Origin of the sequence: Streptomyces varsoviensis, assembly GCF_000718635.1 — a bacterium.
GTDB lineage: Bacteria > Actinomycetota > Actinomycetes > Streptomycetales > Streptomycetaceae > Streptomyces > Streptomyces varsoviensis.
In genome coordinates this window covers 17333-36030 of sequence record NZ_JOBF01000002.1, presented here as the reverse complement: position 1 = coordinate 36030, position 18698 = coordinate 17333, and the positions used below count along the sequence as shown (strand labels likewise).

The window sequence follows — 18698 nt, the reverse complement described above, 5'->3', positions numbered from 1 at the left end:
TCCTCGCCGGGACACGGGTCCGCGACAGGACGCGGATCTGCGCCGGGACGCGGGTCCGCGCCGGGACGCCGGGCCGCGGGCGGGGCCGGTCGGGCCCGCGGCGCGGGATCGGAGGGCCGCCGTGGCTGAACTGCGGCCCCTGGCCGACGACTTGAACAGCGACGCCCGGGCCCTGGCGCGGATGCTCCGCGAACTCTTCGACGGGCTGGACGTATCGGTGCGCCGCTACGCCGCCCGCCGCCACCGGGATGCCGGGACCTTCTCGCGCTACCTCAGCGGTACGCGCGTACCGCCCTGGGAGGTCATCATGGACCTGTTCACCGACCTCGCGGAGCACCGGGGCACGGCGGCGACGCCGGCCGCCATCGAGCTGGTACGGGGGCTGCACCAGACCGCCGTGCGCAACGGCGGGTCCCCGCAGCACGCGGTCGAGCTGATCGAGCAGCAGCTCGCCGACGCCGACCGGGTGGCCCGGCGCACCACCGCCCACGGGGACGTACTGGGCGACGCGCTGCTGGACCGGCAGCACCGGATCGCCGATCTGGAGGTGCGGCTGAGCCAGTTGGAGGCGGAGTGGTCCGCCGAGCGGGCCCGCGCGGACGCCATCGCCGAGGCCGCGCCGGACGTGGACGGGCTGCTGCGGGAGCGCGACGCGCTGCGGACGGAGGTGCGGAAGCTGACGGGGGAACTGTGCGAGGCCCGGCGGCTGCACGAGGCGGCGGAGGAGCGGTGCGAGCTGCTGGAGCGCCAGTTGGAGACCATCGAGGCCACACAGCGGGCCCACGGCTCCCGCGCGCTGATACCGGCCGCCGCCACGACCTGGCGCGGGATGCCCAAGGTGCTGGTCGTGGACGACCAGGCCGACAACCTCCTCGCCATGAACGCCGTGCTGTCCACCCTCGACCAGGAGGTGGTGGCCGTCTCCTCGGGCCGCGACGCCCTCAAGGCGCTCCTCGACCACGACGACTTCGCCGTGATCATCATGGACGTCCAGATGCCCGACATGGACGGGTACGAGACCGCCGCCCACATCAAGCGCCGCAACCGCGACCGCGACGTCCCCATCATCTTCCTGACCGCCATGGGGGCCGACGCCGAGCACTCCGCCCGCGGTTACGCCGCTGGCGCCGTCGACTACATCGGCAAGCCGTTCGACCCGTGGGTGCTGCGCGCCAAAGTCGCCGTGTTCACCGGGATCTTCCTCGAACGGCACGTGGCCGCTCGCTGAGGACGCGCCCCGCCCCTGTTCCGTTTCCCGGGCTCCCGCCGCCGGGCCTGCCGGGCCCGGCGGCGGGAGCGCGTCCGCGGCCCGGCGTACGGCCAGTTCAGCGGGCGGCGGCGATCCCGTCCAGGAGTACGCCCAGGCCGACCGCGAAGGTGTCGTCGACCTCCCGCTCCCACGAGGCCGCCGAGTCGGCGTCCCCCTCGCCCTCCCTCATGGGGGTCGCCTCCGCCGCCAGCCGTATGGACATGGGGAATCGCTCCGCGAAGTCGGGGGCGACCTCCCGCAGCAGCGCCGAGCGGCCGGCCCACCACTCCTCGTCGGAGACGCCGGTCTCGGCCGCCGCCCGCCGCGACTCGGCGGCCGTCTGCGCCGCGCCCCGGACGTAGTGGAACAGCGCGCTGACGATGGCCCGCAGCGGCCGGGACGGGAGCCCGGCCCCGTACAGGAGGCTCGCCAGCGACTCCAGTACGGCCTGCTCGTGCGGGCCGAGCACCGGGCGCGCGTACGAGACCTGGAGCACCCAGGGGTGGCGCAGGTAGAACGCCCTGAGCCGGGTGGCCCATGACATCACCGCGGCCCGCCAGTCGTCGCCGTCGGGAGCCTGGCCGGAGGACGGGTGGGGCAGGTGGTCTGAAGGGCGGCCGGGGCCCAGTTCGGCGTGCACCCGGTCGTACATCAGGTCCACGAGTTCCGCCTTGCCCGGTACGTACGTGTAGAGGGCCATGGAGGTGCGTCCCAGCCGCTCGGCCACCGCGCGCATCGACAGCCCCGCCATGGAGTCCGCGTCGGCCACAGCGATCGCCGCCGCCACGATGGCATCGACGCTCAGGGCGGGCTTCGGCCCCCTGGCGGACGACCGCGCGGGCCGGTCCCGGTCTTCCGGATCGGCCCACAGCAGGGCCATGGACGCGGCCGCGTCCCCCTGGCCGGCGATGACGGTCACAGACAACAACTCCAACTTTTCCAACTCTTTATGCCGTAAGGTATTGCTTCCTCGATAACATTTTACAGCCTAAGGAGTTCCCGGTGCCCGCAACGACGACGACCGCGGCGACGCTGCACGACGGACACACCATCGCGCTGGAGATCCACGGAGCCGGACCCACCGTCCTGCTCCCCGTCGACCCCCGCCCGGCCGAGGGTCCGCGGGCCGAGGAGGCGCGCCGGTGGGGCATGGACCCGGCGCTGGGCCGGTCGCTGATCGAAGGGCTCCGCGACCGGTTCCGGGTCGTGGCCTTCGACTACGAGGGCCACGTGATGGCGGCGCCCAAGCCGGACACCCTCACCCCGCATAACGTGGCCGCCGATCTGCTGGCGGTCGCGGACGCGGCGGCGGCCGACCGGTTCGCCTACTACGGCTACTCGTGGCTGGCCCTGAGCGGCCTCCAGCTCGCGCTGCGCACCGACCGCCTCTCGGCCCTCGTCATGGGCGGCTTCCCGCCCATCGGCGGCCCCTACTCCGAAATGCTCCGCGTCACCACGGCCGCCCACGAGATGTCCGTTAAGACCCCGGCCCCGACCCCGAGCACGCCGGGGAGCGCTCCACAGCCGGCCGGGAACGCCGACGCCACCGACGACCCCGAGGGCTGCGACTGGTCGGCCGTCGAGGTGTCGACGACGCCGGAGCAGACCCGCCAGTTCGTCACCCTCTACCAAGCGCTGCGCGGCTTCGACGACCGGGCGGCGCAGGCCGGAGTCGACTGCCCCCGCCTGTGCTTCGCGGGTTCGGCGGACGAGATCCCGTACGGCGAGCGCTGGGGCGGCGTGACCGTGCGCATCGGGAGCGCGGTCATGGAGCGGCGCGCCGAACTGGAGGCCGCCGGCTGGGACGTACGCGTCCTGGAAGGGCTCGACCACACCCAGGCCATGCAGCCCGCCAACGTCCTGCACGTCCTGCGCCCCTGGCTCGCTTCCCAGCTCGGCAGCTGACCGTCGGCCACCCACCGCCTCCCCCGTACGAGGGTGTCGTCGTACGGCCGTACGGCCTCCGGCGGCTGAACGTCCGCGCCGCCGGGCCCGTATAGACCGGTGAACCACCGACGGACGCGCCGGAAGAGACGGAAGAGGAAGCCCACCATGACGCACCAGCCCCAGGAGCCCGCTCCCCCGTGCCGCCGCACCGTCATCGCCGCGGTCGGCGGCATGGGGCTCGCGGCCGCGCTCACCGCGTGCGGCGGCTCGGACAGCGACGCCAAGGACGCCCCGGACAGCGACTCCCAGGACGCCCCGGACAGCGAGCAGCCGAAGGACGGCGCCGCCACCACCCCGGGTGGCGAGGCGGCCGACCCGCCCGGCGGCGGGCAGGCGCTGGCGAAGACCTCGGAGATCCCGCAGGGCGGCGGAAAGGTCTTCAAGGATCGGAAAGTGGTGGTGACACAGCCGGTGAAAGGCCAGTTCAAGGCGTTCTCCGCGGTGTGCACGCACCAGGGGTGCCTGGTGCGCGACGTGTCGAACGGGACGATCAACTGCCCCTGCCACGGCTCGAAATACAGCGTCGAGGACGGCAGCGTGCGGCACGGCCCGGCGACCAAGCCGCTGCCCGCGACGCGGATCTCCGTCCAGGGGGACTCGGTCCAGTTGGGCTGACGCGGCCGTGCATTCAGGCCTTTCGGGCCCGGACCTGCCTTCGGCCTCTGCTGGTTTCGGCCCCCTGGCCGGCCTCGCTCAGCGGCGGCTCCGCGCACGTTCGAAGCAGTCGAGTACGGCGTCGGCCGTCGTGACCGTGGCGACGAGGGCGAGGGTGTTGCGGATCATCGCCGCGGTGTAGTCGGCGGGGACACCGGCGATGGCGTCCGCCGGGACGACGGCGGTGTAGCCGAGGTTCACGGCGTCGAAGACGGCGGCCGGGACGGCGACGTTGGCGGAGACGCCGGTGACGATCAGGGTGCGGCAGCCGAGGTTGCGGAGCAGGGCGTCCACGTCCGTACCGGCGATCGGCGACAGCCCGTGCAGCCGCCGTACGACCAGATCGGCTTCGGCGACCGGGATCGGCTCCGCGATCCGCACCGCCGCCGTCCCGGTGAGCTGCTGTACGGGCAGCCGCTCGGCGGCGCGGAACAGGCGGGCGTTGCGGTTCGCGCCGCGGCCGTCGGGGCGGCGTTCGGCGACGGCGTGCAGCACCTGCACACCCGCCGCGTGCGCGCCGGAGACGAGGCGGGCCACCCGGTCGAGCGCACCGGACCGCCGTGCGGCGTCGGCGAGTTCGGGCAGCGCGCTCTCGGGGCCGACCACGCCGCGCTGGCATTCGACGGTGAGCAGCACGGTGGTCGCGGGGTCGAGCTGCGCGGCGAGCCGGTCGTCTGGGCGCTGCTCCGATGGTTCGCCGCGGCGCCGCGCCGGCCCTTCGTCGGAACGTCGACCTGACGGCCCGTCGGGACGGGCCGCCGGCGGTTCGCCGGTTCGTTCCCCTGACCCCATGACTGGCCCCTCCACTCTCCCCCGCGTGTGCGGGCTTCGCGCCGACCCCGGCCGGAGCGGGCGAGGTTAGCGGCCATTGCGCGGAGAGGGAAGAGACCCCATGCTTTCCTGACACTTAGTCAGCTAAGCGCGGCCGGCCACGGAGCCGGCCACGTGAAACGGAGGCGGACATGGCCCTCACGCAGCGGCGAGGCCGCCGGATCATGATGTCGGAGGCGGAGCTGGACGCCTTCCTCGCCGAGCAGCGCACCTGCCGGGTCGCGACGGTCGGCCGGGACGGCCGGCCGCACGTCAGCACCCTGTGGTTCGCCTGGCACGAGGGCTCGCTCTGGCTGTACTCCGTCACCCGCAGCAAGCGCTGGGCCGACCTGCGGCGGGACGCCCGGATCGCGGTGGTGATCGACGCCGGGGAGGAGTACGGCGAGTTGCGCGGCGTGGAGCTGTCGGGCACGGCGGTCTTCGTCGGCGAGGCACCGCGCATCGGCGAGCCGCACCCCGAACTCGACGCGGCGGAGCGGCTGTTCGCCGCGAAGAACTTCGGCCTGGACGCCATGCCGTACGACGGCCGGCACGCCTGGCTGCGCCTGACGCCGGAGACCGTCGTCTCGTGGGACTTCCGGAAACTGCCCCGCTGACCCCGGCCCCCGGCCCCGCCCGCCCGCGCCTCGGCTACGCCCCCGCTGCGGTGGCGCCCACCGCCCCGGCCTCCACCTCGCCGCACCCCGGGCCGCGGGACTGCCCCCCGACCGCGGGAATGACCACCCCCACCGCCGGAATGACGCCCCTCGACCGCGGGAACGACGCCCGCCGTCAGTCGCCGATCGCCGCCCCCGCCGCGCGCAGCGCCGCCACCGCCGCCCGTATGGACGGGCGGCGGTCGGCGTCGGCCCGCCAGATGGCGTAGATGTGCCGGCGCATGGTGTGCCGTACGGGCACCACGCGCACCCCCGCCGGCACCGGCCCCCGGCCGAGCCTCGGCGCGACGGCGACACCGAGACCGGCGTCGATCAGGGCGAGTTGGGTGTGGTGCTCCTCGGCCATGTGCGCGATGCGGGGTTCGATGCCCTTGCCGCGCAGCGTGAGCATCAGCCAGTCGTGGCAGAACTCGCCCTTGGGCCAGGAGACCCACTCGTCGTGCGCGAAGTCCTCCAGGTCGACCTGGTCGCGGTCGGCGAGCGGGTGGTCGGCGGGCATCGCGACGTCGGCGGGGTCGTCCAGGATCGGCGCCTTGGCCAGCCCTTCCGGGAGCGGCAGCGGCTTGTTGTACCAGTCGAGGACGATGGCGATGTCGATGTCGCCGCGCACCACGCGCGGCACCGCCGCGTCCGGCTCCATCTCCTCCAGCTTGCTGCGGAGCTTGGGGTGCTCGCGGCGCAGTTCGGCGAGCGCGGCGGGGAACAGGCCCCGGGCGGCCGTCGGGAAGGCGCCGAGCAGCAGGTCGCCGACGGCCTCGCCGCGCTGCGCCTCCAGGTCGGCCTGGGCGAGTTCGACCTGGGAGAGGATGCGGGAGGCGTGGTCGACGAGCAGCCGTCCGGCGTCGGTGAGGCGGACGCCGCGGCCGTTCTTGGCGAGGAGCTGCTGGCCCGTCTCGCGCTCCAGCTTCGCCAGTTGCTGGGAGACGGCCGAGGTCGTCACGTGCAGTCCGTCCGCCGCGCCGCTCACCGAGCCGTGGCGGGCCACGGCGTGCAGGGTCCGCAGGCGATCAAGGTTCAACATGTAAGTGATGCTACGCGATAAAGCACATTTTCTTTCGCTTGTGCTAAGTGATCGCGGCGACCATCGTGGAGCCCATGAGCATCACCGACGCCGATCGGGAGGCGTCCGCCGCCCCCGCCCCGGATTCTTCGGCCGCCGCGGACCGCCCCACCGGCCCCGCCGCCGACCCGGCCGCCGCCGCGGACCGCCCCGCGGGCCCGGCCGCCGCCGCGCCGGCCCCCGCCGAGGACTCGCCCGCCGTGCCGCGCCGCGCCGCCCTCGACTGGCGGATCCGGTTCGCGGTCCTCTGCCTCATCTGGGGCCTGAGCTTCCTGTTCATCAAGGTCGGCACCGAGGGGTACCCGCCGCTCAACGTCTCGTTCGGCCGGATGGTGTTCGCCTCCGCGGTGGTCGTCACCGTGCTCGCCGTCAAGCGGCAGCGGCTGCCGCGCGCCGGGCGCACCTGGGCCCATCTGCTCGTCGCGGCCTTCTTCCTCAACGCCCTGCCGTTCAGCCTCTTCGCCTACGCCGAGACCTCGATCTCCTCCACCCTCGCCGGCATCTGCAACGCCACGTCCCCGCTGTGGAGCATGGTCCTCTCGCTCGTCGCCCTGTCCGAGGACCGGCCGACACGGCGCCGCTTCGCGGGGCTCGGCCTCGGCTTCGCCGGCGTGCTGACCGTGCTCGGCGCGTGGCAGGGGTTCTCCGGCCAGGACCCGGCGGGCACGGCGATGGCCCTGGTCGCGGCGGCCAGCTACGCCGTCGGCTGGATCTACGTCCGGCGCACGCTCACCGGCACCGGCGATTCCAACCTCTCGCTGTCCGGCGCCCAACTGCTGGCCGGCGCCGCCCAACTGGCCGTGGCGACACCGCTGTTCAGCTCCTTCCCGACGTCGTTCCCGGTGGTGCCGCTGCTCGCGATCGCGGCGCTCGGCGCGCTGGGCACGGGCGTCGCGTTCCTGATGCAGTACGAGCTGGTCACCGAGGTCGGCCCCACCACCGCGATGCTCGTCACCTACTTCACCCCGGTGATCGCGACGATCGCGGGCGTCACCCTGCTCGGCGAGCGGCTCACCTGGAACACCCCGGTCGGCGCGGTGATCGTGCTCGCGGGCGCGGCCCTCACCCAGAGCAAGCGGCGGCCGGCCCGGACCACGCCCCGGCGCCGCTCGGGCGACACGGCGGGGCCTCGGCCGCGAGGGGCCGACTGACGCGCCGGGCCCGCCGTCTCTCCGCCACGCCATCCCCGCCACACCATCTCAGTCATAACGCCCCGTAGGCACCCATCCGGTCGCGGACGCCAGTGCGTCCGCGATCCGCTCCATCTCCCGCGCCCCCATGGGCGAGATCGTCACCCGCACGCCGGGCGGCGAGGCCAGCCGGAACCGGGCTCCGGGGGCGACCGCCCAGCCGGCCTGCAACAGCCGCGCCACCACGCCCGTCTCGTCCGGCACCGGCAGCCATACGTTCATCCCGCTGCGGCCGCGCGCCTCGATGCCGCGTGCGCGCAGCGCCCGTACGAGCGCGTCGCGCCGTCGCCCGTACGAGGCGGCGACCGCCCGCGCGTCCACGGCCTCCGTACGCCATAGCTCCACCACCGCGTGCTGTAGCAGGTGGCTGACCCAGCCCGGTCCCAGCCTGAGCCGGCCGCGCACCCGGTCCACGGTGACGGTGTCGCCGGTGAACACGGCGAGCCGCAGGTCGGGCCCGTACGCCTTCGCCACGGAGCGGACGAGCACCCAGTGCGCCGTGCCGCCGACGACGGGGCGGAGGGGGATGTCCACGATGCCGTGGCCGTGGTCGTCCTCGATGAGCAGCGCCTGGGGGTGGCGGGAGAGGACGGCGCGGAGTTCGCGGGCGCGCGCCGCGCCGATCGCCGCGCCCGTGGGGTTCTGCGCGCGGGCGGTGATCACGATGGCGCGGGCGCCCTGCCGCAGCGCGCGGTCCACCTCGCCGGGCAGCGGTCCGTCGTCGTCGAGGGCGACCGGCACCGCGCGCAGGCCGAGGGCCGGGATCAGGTCGAGGAGGCTGCCCCAGCCGGGGTCTTCGACGGCCACCGCGTCGCCGGGTTTCAGGTGCGCGTCCAGGGCGCGCTCGATGGCGTCGAGCGATCCGGAGGTGACGGCGATGGGGCCGTCGGGCACGCCGTCCGCGGCGAAGGCGGCGCGGGCCAGCCGCTCCAGCTCCGGGTCGACGCCGGGCGCGCCGTACAGCGTGGGCGTGGCGGCGGCGCGCTCGGCGGCAGCGGCCAGCGCCGCGCCGAGCGGCGGCAGCAGGGCCGGGTCGGGGTTGCCCGTCGCGACGTCCCGGACGCCCTCGGGCGCCTCCACGCGGATGAGGTCGCGGGGCGCGCTGGCGGGGCGGGCGCGGACCCTGCTCCCCCGCCGTCCGGCCGTCTCGATCACGCCCCGGTCGCGCAGGGCGCGGTAGGCGGAGGCGACCGTATTGGGGTTGACCCCCAGTTCGGCCGCCAACTCCCTTACGGGCGGCAGCGTTTCGCCCGGGGCCAGCTCTCCGGCGCCCACCGCCCGTTCCACGCTCGCCGAGATGTCCGCTGCGCGCCGGCCTTCGATCCGATACTCTCCTAGCACAAACAACATTATGCACTAATACAATGGAGTCGCGCCATGACCACCACCCCGCAGCCCGCAGGGCACCAGGCGGCCACCGCCGCCGCGTACCCGCGCACGGACCGCGCGGTCCCCGCCCGCGCCCGGGAGCGGGCCACGTACGACCGCGAGACCGTGCACGCGATCCTCGACGCGGGGTACGTCTGCCACCTCGGCTTCGTCCGCGACGGCGCGCCCGTGGTGCTGCCGACGCTGTACGGGCGGATCGGCGAGCGCCTGTACGTACACGGCTCGACGGGCTCCCGGCCCCTGCGCGCGGCCGGGCGCGCCGACGACGGCATGCCGGTGTGCCTGACCGTCACCCATGTCGACGGCCTCGTCCTCGCCCGCTCGGGCTTCCACCACTCCATCAACTACCGCTCCGTGGTGGTGCACGGCACCGCGCGGACCGTGACCGACGAGCGGGAGCGCCGCACCGCCCTCGACGCGATCGTCGACCAGGTGGTGCCGGGCCGCGCCGCCGACTGCCGGCCCGCCGACGCCAAGGAGCTGGCGGCCACCGCCGTGCTCGGCCTCGACCTCGCGGAGGTGTCGGCGAAGGTCCGCGCCGGCGGACCCAATGACGAACCCGAGGACCTCGACCTGCCGTACTGGAGCGGCGTCGTGCCCGTCGCCCCCGTCTACGGGGCGCTGGAACCGGCCGAGGACCTGAAGCCCGGGGTCCCGGTGCCGGACTATCTGGCCGACTTCGGGCGGAAGCGTCGGGCCTGAGCCCGACGCCACCAGCCAAGACGACGCCTTTGCACCACATCCGGCAGCACATACAGCACTGACGCACCGCGCACGGGAGACACGGACATGCTCATCCACCCCTGGGACGCCCCGCTGGACGACGCCGAGTGGCAGCGGTGGCTGGCCGGGCACGACTTCGGCCAGCTCGCGGTCAACGGCCTGTCCGGCGAGCCCCCGCACGTACAGCCGATGCACTTCGCCTACGACCCGGCCCCCGGCGAACTCGGCACGGCGCTGGCCCACCTGGCCCGCCCCAACCCCATCTGGCCCGCGCTCCAGGCCGATCCGCGGGTACTGCTGAGCGTCGTCGACGACTACGTCTTCGTCCCCGGCCCCTGGCAGGCCCCCGAGGGCGCGCCGCCCGAGCACGGCGTGCCCACCAGCTTCTACGCGGCCGTACAACTGCGCTGCGTCGCCCATGTCGTGGACGACCCGCACGAGAAGGCCGAACTGCTGGAGGCCCAGGTCGGCCACTTCCAGCCCGAGGGCGTCTCCGCGCCCGTGGCGGCCGGCGAGGAGCCGTACGGCCGGATGCTCTCCGGCATCCGCGGCCTGCGCCTCGAAGTGACGGACGTACGGGCCAAGTTCAAGTACGCGGGCCACAAGCCCGAAGCGGTCCGACAGCGCATGTCGGCCGCGCTCGCCGCCCGCGACGCGCCCCGCGACGCGGCCGCACGCGCCCACCAACTGCGCCGCGGCGCCACCGTCCCGGGCGCGAACGGCTGAACTCCGCGCCGCCGCCGGGGCCGGCGCGGTCACCGCGGGCCAGAAGCCCTGATGGCCCGCGCGGGCCCTGAGGGGCGAGGCACGCCAACGTCAAGCAGGGCGTGCCACCTGGCAAGGCCCGCGCGCCATCAGCCCGCCTCCCGGCGGACCGCGTCGTCGAGCCGCTTGGTCAGTGAGCCGCCCTGCCAGTGGGCCGCCCCCGGTCCGTGAGCCACCCGGTCAGTGGACCGCCCCGGTCAGTGGGCGGCTTCGTCGTCGAGCCGCTTGGTCAATGAGTCGAGGTCGACGCCCGCCCGGTGCAGTACCTCCACGGCGCGGCATTCGCGGTCGTGGGCGAGGGCGGCGAGGAGGTCGACGCCCGTGGCGGCGTCGGCGCCGCGCGTGTGGGCGCGGCCGATCGCGCCGTCCATGGCGGCCGCGGCGGCGGGCGACCAGCCGGGGGCGGCGGCGCCGTCCAGGACGGGGATGGCGCCGGAGTCCTCGACCGAGCCGTACCACCGCAGCCCGTACCCGATAGTGCGCTGGACGAGATAGCCGAGCAGCCGCGCTATCTGCGGCGGCCCGCCGTCGAACGCGTCGCGCGCGCCGGGCGCGGATTCGAGGAGGGCGTGCAGAAGGTGGGCGGTATCGATCTGCGCGTCACCATCGCGCGCCGCGCGCCGGCGCGCGCCCGCGACGACCGCTGCCATCTCCACGCTGAGCCGGCTCTGGCGCCCGTCGCCGGTGGGGTCGGTGGAGGGGATACGACTGTGCACACTCACACCCCATCAGCCTCCGACGGTCGGAACATCCCCGGCGGGGAGCATTTGCGCATCCCACCATAGTTGGGCACAGATGTCCGGGATCTCATCCCTGCGAAGGAGACGGGAGCGTAGGTTTGAGGGGCCGGTACCGGCGCGGCCTCAGGGTTCCGTTCCGCCTCGGCGCTACGAGCCGGGGCGCACCCGGCGGTCCCGCACGGCGCACACGGCGCGCGAGGAGCGCGCCTTCCGTCGGCGCGCGCTCCCGAAGCAACCGTGGCCCGTACGCCACACGTCCCTCACCGGCGACGGCGACCGCCATCCGCACCACGCGGAGAAGGAGAACGATGGCCACCAGACCACTGCTCTTCCTGGACATCGACGGGGTCCTGAACCCCGTCTTACCCACCCCCGGCTTCAGCGCCCACGACCTGCTCGGCTTCACGGTGCTGCTGTCCGTCGACCACGCCGACTGGCTGCGCGAGCTGTCCGGCGCGTACGACCTGGTGTGGGCCACCACCTGGGAACACGAGGCGAACCGCCACATCGCGCCGCTGCTGGAGTTGCCGAGCCTGCCGGTGGTGGAGTTCACCGGCTACCGCCCGCAGCCCGGCGACCCGCGGCTGCCGGCCCGCGAACTCTTCGAGGGCCGCAAATGGGCGCCTCTGCTCCGCTTCGCGGCCGGCCGCCCCTTCGCGTGGATCGACGATGTCATACCGTCCCGGCTGGTCCGCCGCGCGCGGCTACGGCGCGACCGGCTGCTTCTGCCGATCGACCCTGGTCACGGGCTCACCAGGGGCCATGTGGACCACCTCCTGGCGCACCCGCCGACGCCGCCGCGCCACCCCCGGTCCCGGCGCCGCAGGAAACCTGACGGCTCATCAGTATTGAATATTCGACGCCCCGGGGTTACGTTCCGCGACACCGCAGGGGCTCCGGCGCCGCACCACCAGAGCCGACAGCCGTAGACCGTACGGCCCGTACAGCCGCGGAAGCGCACGGACACATAGGCACAGGAACACGGACGACGCCGAAGACGCCAAAGGGGTGGCCGCATGGCCGAGGTCAGCGCAGAGGCACGTATCGAGGCGCCCGCCGAGAAGGTCTGGGACCGGCTCACGGACTTCTCCTCGTACGGGCAGTGGAACGCCACCCACACCAGCTTCCCCCACGGCGGGCCCGAAACGCTCGCGGTCGCGGCGACGTACCAGGAGAACATGAAGCTCATGGGCTTCCCGGCCGAGGTGACCTGGACGGTCGCGGCCTGCGACCCCGCGCGGCTGCTCGTCACCAAGGGGAAGGGCCCGATGGGCGTCAACCTGTCCATGAGCTACGCGCTGACGCCCGACGGGGACGCGACGACCGTCCGGATCGACGGGGAGTTCACGGGGGCGGCGGTCTCGCTCATGGCGGGCAAGCTCAAGGAATCGGCGACCGCGGCGCTGCGGGAATCGCTGCGCAAGCTCGACGGACTGGTGGCCTGACCCCCCGGGGCCACCGCGCGACGGGGCCCCGCGGATGTCCGCGGGGCCCCGTCATCTGCGGTGCGCTGCGCCTCAGCCCTCGTCGGCGAGGATCAGGTACAGCTTCTTGCGCGATTCGTTGATGACCGCGAGCGCCTTCTGGCGCTGTTCGGGGCTCCCGGTCTTCCAGACCTGCCCGAAGGCTTCCATCAGACCGAAGCCGGCCTGCCGGATCTCCTGCATGCCCTCCCAGTCGATGCCGCGCCCGGCCTCTTCCCACGGGGCCTGCGACCCCGCGTCGGCCTCGGCGCGCCCCTCCTCGGTGAGCGTGAACAGCTTCTTGCCGCCTTCGCTCTCGCTGGTGATCAGCCCCTCGTCCTCCAGGAGCTGGAGCGTGGGGTAGACCGAACCGGGGCTCGGCTTCCAGGCCCCGCCACTGCGCTCGGCGATCTCCTGGATCATCTCGTACCCGTGCATCGGGCGGTCCTTGAGCAGGGCCAGGATCGAGGCGCGTACATCACCCCGCCGCGCCCGGCCGCGCATTCCACCGCGCCCCCGGCCGCCGCCGAAGCCATGCTCCCCGAACGGCGGCCCGAACGGCCCGAAAGCCGCCCGACGCCCTTCGAAGTCCCCGCGCTCCCCCCACTCGCCCCGCTCACGCCGACCACGCTGGCCGGGTCCGTAGTGCTCGTGTCCATGCTCATGTCCGTGATGGCGCTTCATGACGCCCTCCTATCGTCGATCAGTCGCGATGCGTCAACGATATATCGGAACCTGTCGCCTGACAAGCCCCTCCCCCAAGCGAGTCCTCGGCCCGCACGGCGGCGGGGAAATTCGGAGGCCTCGGGCGGTGCGTGGCCATATGGTGTGGCGATGTCATCGATCAAGAAGTTCCAGGTCACGTTCGACTGTGCGGAACCCGAGCGCGTCGCTCGGTTCTGGTGCGAGGTGCTGGGGTATGCCGTGCCGCCGGCGCCGGAGGGGTTCGCCTCCTGGGACGAGTTCAACCGCTCGCTGCCGCCCGAGGATCGGGGTTCGGCGTTCGCTTGCGTCGATCCCACGGGCGAGGGCCCGCGGCTGTACTTCCAGCGCGTGCCCGAGGGGAAGGTCGTCAAGAACCGGGTGCATCTCGACGTACGGGTCGGGACCGGGCTCGTGGGCGAGGAGCGCCTGGCCGCGCTGGAGGCCGAGTGCGCACGGCTGGTACCGCTCGGGGCGGTGCGGGTGCGGCTGCTGGAGGCCGATGAGGAGAACGAGTCGTGCATCGTGATGCAGGACGTCGAGGGCAACGAGTTCTGCCTCGACTGACCGGTCCGCCGCGGCCGATGTCGAGTCGATGCCGGGCCGATGCCGCGGGGCCCGTACGGAACCGTCTACAGGAGTGTGGCGGAGCGCCGGCCGCGCAGAGCGGCGCCGATGAGGGCGATGCCCTCGTCGATCTCGTGGGCGGGGCCCGCCGCGTAGCCGAGGACCAGGCCGGGCGGGCCCGGTGTGATGCGGTGCCAGCTCAGCGGGTGCGTCTTCACCCCGAGGGCGAGAGCGTCGGTGGCCAGGCGGACATCGCTCAGGTCGCCGTACTGGTCGTCGCGGCCGTCGCGGTCGTCGAAGGTGACCGTCAGATGCAGGCCGGCGGCCGCGCCGTGCACGCGGGCGCCGGGCAGACGCGTCTCGATGGCCCGCAGCATCATGTCCCGGCGCTTGCGGTGGCGCAGCCGGACATGGCGCAGATGCCGTTCCAGTTCGCCGGAGTCCATCAGCCGGGCGAGGACGAGCTGGGTGAGGGTGCCGTTGCCGAGGTCCGCGTACCGTTTGGCGCTCACCGCGGCATCGTGTCGGTCCGGAGGCACGAGAAGCCAGCCGATCCGTAGGGCGGGCGCGAGGAGTTTGGAGACGCTCCCCGTGTAGCAGACCCCCTCGGGCATCAGGGAGCGCAGCGCCGGCACCGGCGGACGGTCGTAGCGGTGCTCGGCGTCGTAGTCGTCCTCGATGACCAGCCCGCCCTCCGCCGCCCAGGTCAGCAGGGAACCGCGGCGCCGGCCGTCGAGGACGGCGCCGGTCGGGAACTGGTGGGCCGGGGTGAGCACCACCGCCCGGGCGCCGCCGGCCCGCAGCGCGTCCACATCGAGGCCGCCCTCGTCCACGGGGACGGGCACGATCGTGTGGCCGCCGTAGGCCAGTTGCTCGCGCCCGCCCAGCGACCCGGGGTCCTCGACCGCGATCCGGTCGACTCCCTCCTCCCGCAGGAGCCGCCCGAGCAGGCTGAGGGCCTGCGCCACCCCGGCGACCACGATCACCTCGTCCGGGTCGGCGCGGATACCGCGGTTACGGGCCAGCCAGCCGACGACGGCCCGGCGCAGGGCGGGGGCGCCCTGCGGGTCGCCGTAACCGAAGTCCGCCGGCGTGGCCTCGGCGAGTACGGCGCGTTCGGCACGCAGCCAGGCGGCACGGGGGAAAGCGGCGAGGTCGGGCACGCCCGGGGAGAGGTCGATGCGGCAGGGCAGGGTGCGCAGCGAGTCGACCACGTCCTCCCGGCCGGCCGTCTCGAAGATCGCGGACGCGGAGCCGGGCTCGCGCTGTGTCGCTGGGGCTATGGCCGCCGCTGTGGCCGTAGCGGACGGAGGCGCGGTTTCGCGGGGCGCCCGGTCGCGAGGTCCGGCCGGGGCCGCCACGACCACCGTGCCCAGCCGGCCGCGGCCCGCGATCTGCCCGGACTCGGCGAGCCGCCGGTACGCCTCGGTCACCACGCCCCGGGTGACGCGCAGCTCCGCGGCGAGCACGCGACTGGCGGGCAGCCGCGCGCCGACGGGCAGCCGGCCGTCGGCGATGGCCGCCCGCAACCGGTCGGCGAGCCAGGCGGTGCGCCCGCCGGGCGGCGCCTCGCCGATGTCCAGGTGGAGGAAGTCCGAGCCGATGGCCGAGCCGGGGGACGAGGGGCCGTCCTCCGCCATGGCCTGGAGCGGCGCCTCGGCGGGCAGCGCGCGTCCCTCCCGTACGGAAGCCGGGTCGGCCGGCCCAGGAGCCGCCGTTTTGGACCCCTCGACCGACGGCATTGTGGACCTGTCCATGGCGTCCATTGTGCCGACAGGGTGGACGGCATGGACAACCCCTCGACTTCTGTCACCCCACTCCTCCCCGGCATGGCCGGGATGGCGCTGGTCGGCGGCAGCGTCACCGTCTCGAACGCGCTCGTCGGCGCCCCGCTGCTCACCGCCCAGGCCATCCGCTACGTGGCCGCCACGGCGATCCTGCTGGCCATGGCCCGGCCCGCCCGCGCCCGGCTGTCGTGGCCGCGCGGACGGGAGTGGCTGTGGCTGACCGGGCTCGCGATCACCGGCCTGGTGCTGTTCAACGTGGCCGTGGTCCAGGGCGTCGCGCACGCGGAGCCCGCGGTCATCGCCGTCGCGGTGGCGGCCGTACCAGTGCTGCTCGGGGTGGTGGGCCCGCTGCTGGAAGGGCGTCGGCCGAGCCGCCAGGTCCTGCTGGCCGCGCCCGCCGTCATGGCGGGCGCGGTCCTGGTCGCGGGCACCGGCCGCACGGATGCCACCGGGGTGGCCTGGGCGGCCCTGACCCTGGCCTGCGAGGCCGCGTTCACCCTGCTCGCGGTGCCGGTCCTGCGCCGCCACTCCCCCTGGGGCGTGTCCGTGCACGCGACATGGCTGGGCGGCGCACTGCTGGCCGTCTCGGCCCTCCCCCTGGAAGGGCCCACGGCGGCCGGGGAGCTGTCCGGGGCTCAGTGGGCGGCCATCGGCTACCTGGCGCTGCTGGTGACCGCCGTCGCCTTCGTCCTGTGGTACTCGACCGTACGCGCCGTCGGAGCGGGCCGAGCGGGGCTGCTCACCGGCGTCGTCCCCCTGTCGGCCGCGGCCGTCGGCGCCGCCACGGGCACCGCCATGCCGGGGCCGTCGGTCTGGCTCGGCATCGCCCTGGTCATCGCGGGCCTGATCGGCGGCCTCCGCCCCCGTGCCGTCCCCGGCGGGGAGATCACGGATACGGGCGGTCGGGCGACCCCGGCGAAGTCCGCCGCGTCCCAGGGCACGCGGTAGTCCCGGGCACGCGATAGTCCCCGGGGCAGCGGTAGTCGCACCACACGCCGCGGCGCGGCTCGCGGTGAGCAGGGCCCGTAGCCCGGTATGGGAAGCGACCGGAGTGGACGTCCGTAGCCTTCAGCGACTCGCCGCCGCGCCGCAGCCGTAGCCGTAGCCGTCGCCGTAGCTCCGCAGATACGGACCGTGGGCCCGACACCAGGCGGCCAGGTGACCGGGTGACCGGGAAGCCAGGCAGACGAACGGCCAAGCAGCCGGGCAACCCAGCGGCCCATAGGGCAATGGCACAGCCGGGCCACTTTCCGGGAATTGGCCGTGGCCTGCGCGTTCCTCGCGCGGCTACGGTCCCTGCCATGCGGATTCGAATCGTGGACGCCTTCACCGACCGTGCCTTCGGCGGCAACCCGGCCGGGGTTCTGTTCCTGCCCGACGCCGACGCCTTCCCCGACGACGCCTGGCTCCAGCGGGTCGCCGCCGAGGTCAACCTCTCCGAGACGGCCTTCGCCCACCCGCTTCCCGAGGGGTCCGATGCCGACTGGGCGCTGCGCTGGTTCACTCCGGCCACCGAGGTCGATATGTGCGGCCACGCCACGCTGGCGACGGCGCATGTCCTGCGCACCACGGGCGCCGTCTCCGGGACCGTCTCCTTCGCGGCCCGCTGCGGTGTTCTCACGGCGACCGCGCGGGAGGACGGGTCCATCACCCTGGACTTTCCGACGTCGCCGGTGACGCCGTTCGAGGCGCCCGCCGGCTTGTCCCAGGCCCTCGGCGCCGAACCGGTTTCCGTCCACGACTCGGGGCCGGACGTCGGCGATCTGCTGGTGGAACTGGCCGACGAGAAGACGGTACGGGCCCTGGCCCCGGACTCGGCGGCGCTCGCCCGCTGCTCGCGGCGCGGCGTGATCGCCACGGCCGCCGCCGAGGACCCGGCCCGCGGCTACGACTTCGTCTCGCGCTGCTTCTTCCCGAACGTCGGCATCGACGAGGACCCCGTCACCGGCAGCGCGCACACCGTCCTCGCCCCCTTCTGGTCCGCCCGCCTCGGCCGCCGCGACCTGACCGGCTTTCAGGGCTCCGCCCGCACCGGCCTCGTACGCACCAGGCTGCGCGGCGACCGCACCCTCCTCACCGGCACGGCCGTCACCGTCATCGACGGCGAACTGCTGCCCCGCCCCTGACGCGACGAGGGGGCGGCGAGGCTCAGGCGGTGGGCAGCCACCCCACCTTCCCCGCCAGCAGCGCGTACCCGACGAAGGCCACGATGTCGATGAGCGAGTGCGCGGCGACCAGCGGGCCGACCCGCCCCCACCGCCGGTAGAGCAGGACGAAGACGACGCCCATCGCCATGTTGCCGAGCAGCCCGCCGATGCCCTGGTACAGGTGGTACGAGCCGCGCAGCACCGCGCTGGCCACCAGGGCGGCCATCGGCGACCAGCCCGTCTGTCCCAGTCGGCGCAGCAGGTAGCCGACGACGATGACCTCTTCCAGCACGGCGTTCTGCACGGCGGAGGCGATGAGCACCGGGATCTTCCACCACACGTGGGGCAGCGACTCCGGTACGACCGTGAGGTTGAAGCCGGCGGCCCGTACGCCGAGGTAGAAGAGGAGCCCGGTGCCGCCGATGGCGGCGGCGACCGCGATCCCCCACCGCAGGTCGAAACCGGGCCGTCGACGGTCGAACCCGATCGCCCGCAGCCCCACGCCTTCGCGCAGCAGCAGGTGGGCCACCAAGAACACCGGCACCAGGGCCGTGGCGATGCCGAAGAGCTGCCACGCGAGGTCCAGCCAGGGGCGGCCCGGGGCGTGGGAGCCGACGAGCGTGGCGGCCTGGTTCTTCAGCGCGCCGGGCCGGGTGACCGAGCCGACGAAGCTGATCAGCGCCGATACTCCGCTGGCGCCGAGCGACAGGGCCAGCACCAGGAGCGTCTCGTTGCGCAGGACCCGCCGCGACAACCCCTGTTCGGGCAGGGACATCTCCACGTCACGCGCCTCCCGCAGCACACCATGCTCCACTTCCGCGACACCGC

Annotated in this window: 20 protein-coding genes; 12 read left to right on the top strand and 8 right to left on the bottom strand. The window is 74.0% G+C overall.

The window, feature by feature from the left end; genetic code table 11:
- Nucleotides 1-121 precede the first annotated feature (121 nt).
- Nucleotides 122-1228 carry a response regulator gene (locus tag IF55_RS02715; protein WP_030874840.1) on the top strand — a complete coding sequence of 369 codons (1107 nt, stop codon included), beginning with the start codon at nucleotides 122-124 and terminating at the stop codon, nucleotides 1226-1228.
- Between the two features lie 97 nt (nucleotides 1229-1325).
- On the opposite strand, the gene IF55_RS02710 is transcribed toward IF55_RS02715, so the two are convergent.
- Nucleotides 1326-2168 (bottom strand): TetR/AcrR family transcriptional regulator, encoded by an 843-nt coding sequence (locus IF55_RS02710; protein WP_030874841.1) that lies wholly within the window; start codon nucleotides 2166-2168, stop codon nucleotides 1326-1328.
- Nucleotides 2169-2251: 83 nt separating this feature from the next.
- Here IF55_RS02710 and IF55_RS02705 point away from each other — a divergent pair, with 83 nt between their 5' ends.
- Nucleotides 2252-3154 (top strand): alpha/beta fold hydrolase, encoded by a 903-nt coding sequence (locus tag IF55_RS02705; protein ID WP_030874842.1) that lies wholly within the window; start codon nucleotides 2252-2254, stop codon nucleotides 3152-3154.
- Nucleotides 3155-3301: 147 nt separating this feature from the next.
- A complete protein-coding gene (locus IF55_RS02700) occupies nucleotides 3302-3811 on the top strand; it encodes a Rieske (2Fe-2S) protein (protein ID WP_030874844.1) in 510 nt (169 codons plus the stop codon).
- A 78-nt stretch (nucleotides 3812-3889) separates the two neighbouring features.
- Here IF55_RS02700 and IF55_RS02695 read toward each other — a convergent pair whose 3' ends face one another.
- Entirely contained in the window at nucleotides 3890-4642 is a 753-nt protein-coding gene (locus IF55_RS02695; RefSeq protein ID WP_078643498.1) for a cysteine hydrolase family protein, read from the bottom strand.
- Nucleotides 4643-4812: 170 nt separating this feature from the next.
- On the opposite strand from IF55_RS02695, the gene IF55_RS02690 reads away from it, so the two are divergent.
- Nucleotides 4813-5277, top strand: coding sequence for a pyridoxamine 5'-phosphate oxidase family protein (locus IF55_RS02690; RefSeq protein WP_030874847.1), 465 nt, complete (start codon nucleotides 4813-4815; stop codon nucleotides 5275-5277).
- Between the two features lie 175 nt (nucleotides 5278-5452).
- Here IF55_RS02690 and IF55_RS02685 read toward each other — a convergent pair whose 3' ends face one another.
- On the bottom strand, nucleotides 5453-6358 hold the full coding sequence (locus IF55_RS02685; protein WP_030874848.1) for a LysR family transcriptional regulator: 906 nt from the start codon (nucleotides 6356-6358) through the stop codon (nucleotides 5453-5455).
- 74 nt (nucleotides 6359-6432) lie between these two features.
- Here IF55_RS02685 and IF55_RS02680 point away from each other — a divergent pair, with 74 nt between their 5' ends.
- Nucleotides 6433-7548, top strand: a complete 1116-nt coding sequence (locus IF55_RS02680) for a DMT family transporter (RefSeq protein ID WP_048831528.1) — start codon at nucleotides 6433-6435, stop codon at nucleotides 7546-7548.
- A gap of 48 nt (nucleotides 7549-7596) precedes the next feature.
- Here the strand turns inward: IF55_RS02680 and IF55_RS02675 are convergent, their stop codons facing one another.
- Nucleotides 7597-8928 carry an aminotransferase class I/II-fold pyridoxal phosphate-dependent enzyme gene (locus IF55_RS02675; RefSeq protein ID WP_063763836.1) on the bottom strand — a complete coding sequence of 444 codons (1332 nt, stop codon included), beginning with the start codon at nucleotides 8926-8928 and terminating at the stop codon, nucleotides 7597-7599.
- 36 nt (nucleotides 8929-8964) lie between these two features.
- Between IF55_RS02675 and IF55_RS02670 the strand changes: the two genes are divergently transcribed.
- Together IF55_RS02670 and IF55_RS02665 are read left to right on the top strand one after the other, a co-directional pair.
- On the top strand, nucleotides 8965-9678 hold the full coding sequence (locus IF55_RS02670) for a pyridoxamine 5'-phosphate oxidase family protein (protein ID WP_030874852.1): 714 nt from the start codon (nucleotides 8965-8967) through the stop codon (nucleotides 9676-9678).
- An 87-nt stretch (nucleotides 9679-9765) separates the two neighbouring features.
- Nucleotides 9766-10425, top strand: a complete 660-nt coding sequence (locus tag IF55_RS02665; protein ID WP_030874854.1) for an FMN-binding negative transcriptional regulator — start codon at nucleotides 9766-9768, stop codon at nucleotides 10423-10425.
- Nucleotides 10426-10661: 236 nt separating this feature from the next.
- Here the strand turns inward: IF55_RS02665 and IF55_RS02660 are convergent, their stop codons facing one another.
- Nucleotides 10662-11180, bottom strand: coding sequence for a Clp protease N-terminal domain-containing protein (locus IF55_RS02660; RefSeq protein WP_398244528.1), 519 nt, complete (start codon nucleotides 11178-11180; stop codon nucleotides 10662-10664).
- Nucleotides 11181-11512: 332 nt separating this feature from the next.
- On the opposite strand from IF55_RS02660, the gene IF55_RS02655 reads away from it, so the two are divergent.
- Together IF55_RS02655 and IF55_RS02650 are read left to right on the top strand one after the other, a co-directional pair.
- Complete coding sequence (locus tag IF55_RS02655) at nucleotides 11513-12133, top strand: HAD domain-containing protein (protein WP_063763834.1); 621 nt, start codon at nucleotides 11513-11515, stop codon at nucleotides 12131-12133.
- 87 nt (nucleotides 12134-12220) lie between these two features.
- On the top strand, nucleotides 12221-12649 hold the full coding sequence (locus IF55_RS02650) for a type II toxin-antitoxin system Rv0910 family toxin (protein ID WP_030874860.1): 429 nt from the start codon (nucleotides 12221-12223) through the stop codon (nucleotides 12647-12649).
- Nucleotides 12650-12721: 72 nt separating this feature from the next.
- On the opposite strand, the gene IF55_RS02645 is transcribed toward IF55_RS02650, so the two are convergent.
- On the bottom strand, nucleotides 12722-13351 hold the full coding sequence (locus IF55_RS02645; protein WP_030874863.1) for a PadR family transcriptional regulator: 630 nt from the start codon (nucleotides 13349-13351) through the stop codon (nucleotides 12722-12724).
- 150 nt (nucleotides 13352-13501) lie between these two features.
- On the opposite strand from IF55_RS02645, the gene IF55_RS02640 reads away from it, so the two are divergent.
- Nucleotides 13502-13936, top strand: coding sequence for a VOC family protein (locus IF55_RS02640; RefSeq protein ID WP_030874866.1), 435 nt, complete (start codon nucleotides 13502-13504; stop codon nucleotides 13934-13936).
- Nucleotides 13937-14001: 65 nt separating this feature from the next.
- Here the strand turns inward: IF55_RS02640 and pdxR are convergent, their stop codons facing one another.
- Nucleotides 14002-15576: a MocR-like pyridoxine biosynthesis transcription factor PdxR gene (pdxR, locus tag IF55_RS02635; RefSeq protein WP_030874868.1), complete on the bottom strand. Its 1575-nt coding sequence runs from the start codon at nucleotides 15574-15576 to the stop codon at nucleotides 14002-14004.
- Nucleotides 15577-15723: 147 nt separating this feature from the next.
- On the opposite strand from pdxR, the gene IF55_RS02630 reads away from it, so the two are divergent.
- Entirely contained in the window at nucleotides 15724-16671 is a 948-nt protein-coding gene (locus tag IF55_RS02630; RefSeq protein ID WP_078643604.1) for a DMT family transporter, read from the top strand.
- A gap of 353 nt (nucleotides 16672-17024) precedes the next feature.
- Nucleotides 17025-17849 carry a PhzF family phenazine biosynthesis protein gene (locus IF55_RS02625; RefSeq protein WP_030874871.1) on the top strand — a complete coding sequence of 275 codons (825 nt, stop codon included), beginning with the start codon at nucleotides 17025-17027 and terminating at the stop codon, nucleotides 17847-17849.
- A gap of 22 nt (nucleotides 17850-17871) precedes the next feature.
- On the opposite strand, the gene IF55_RS02620 is transcribed toward IF55_RS02625, so the two are convergent.
- Nucleotides 17872-18645 carry a CPBP family intramembrane glutamic endopeptidase gene (locus IF55_RS02620; protein ID WP_037962485.1) on the bottom strand — a complete coding sequence of 258 codons (774 nt, stop codon included), beginning with the start codon at nucleotides 18643-18645 and terminating at the stop codon, nucleotides 17872-17874.
- Nucleotides 18646-18698: the final 53 nt, after the last annotated feature.

Coding starts and splice junctions, on each gene's coding strand:
- IF55_RS02650 (WP_030874860.1), top strand. CDS start 12,221: ATGGCCGAGGTCAGCGCAGAGGCACGTATCGAGGCGCCCGCCGAGAAG.
- IF55_RS02620 (WP_037962485.1), bottom strand. CDS start 18,645: ATGTCCCTGCCCGAACAGGGGTTGTCGCGGCGGGTCCTGCGCAACGAG.
- IF55_RS02690 (WP_030874847.1), top strand. CDS start 4,813: ATGGCCCTCACGCAGCGGCGAGGCCGCCGGATCATGATGTCGGAGGCG.
- IF55_RS02665 (WP_030874854.1), top strand. CDS start 9,766: ATGCTCATCCACCCCTGGGACGCCCCGCTGGACGACGCCGAGTGGCAG.
- IF55_RS02680 (WP_048831528.1), top strand. CDS start 6,433: ATGAGCATCACCGACGCCGATCGGGAGGCGTCCGCCGCCCCCGCCCCG.
- IF55_RS02695 (WP_078643498.1), bottom strand. CDS start 4,642: ATGGGGTCAGGGGAACGAACCGGCGAACCGCCGGCGGCCCGTCCCGAC.
- IF55_RS02670 (WP_030874852.1), top strand. CDS start 8,965: ATGACCACCACCCCGCAGCCCGCAGGGCACCAGGCGGCCACCGCCGCC.
- IF55_RS02645 (WP_030874863.1), bottom strand. CDS start 13,351: ATGAAGCGCCATCACGGACATGAGCATGGACACGAGCACTACGGACCC.
- IF55_RS02625 (WP_030874871.1), top strand. CDS start 17,025: ATGCGGATTCGAATCGTGGACGCCTTCACCGACCGTGCCTTCGGCGGC.
- IF55_RS02700 (WP_030874844.1), top strand. CDS start 3,302: ATGACGCACCAGCCCCAGGAGCCCGCTCCCCCGTGCCGCCGCACCGTC.
- IF55_RS02640 (WP_030874866.1), top strand. CDS start 13,502: ATGTCATCGATCAAGAAGTTCCAGGTCACGTTCGACTGTGCGGAACCC.
- IF55_RS02685 (WP_030874848.1), bottom strand. CDS start 6,358: ATGTTGAACCTTGATCGCCTGCGGACCCTGCACGCCGTGGCCCGCCAC.
- pdxR (WP_030874868.1), bottom strand. CDS start 15,576: ATGGCGGAGGACGGCCCCTCGTCCCCCGGCTCGGCCATCGGCTCGGAC.
- IF55_RS02630 (WP_078643604.1), top strand. CDS start 15,724: ATGGACAACCCCTCGACTTCTGTCACCCCACTCCTCCCCGGCATGGCC.
- IF55_RS02655 (WP_063763834.1), top strand. CDS start 11,513: ATGGCCACCAGACCACTGCTCTTCCTGGACATCGACGGGGTCCTGAAC.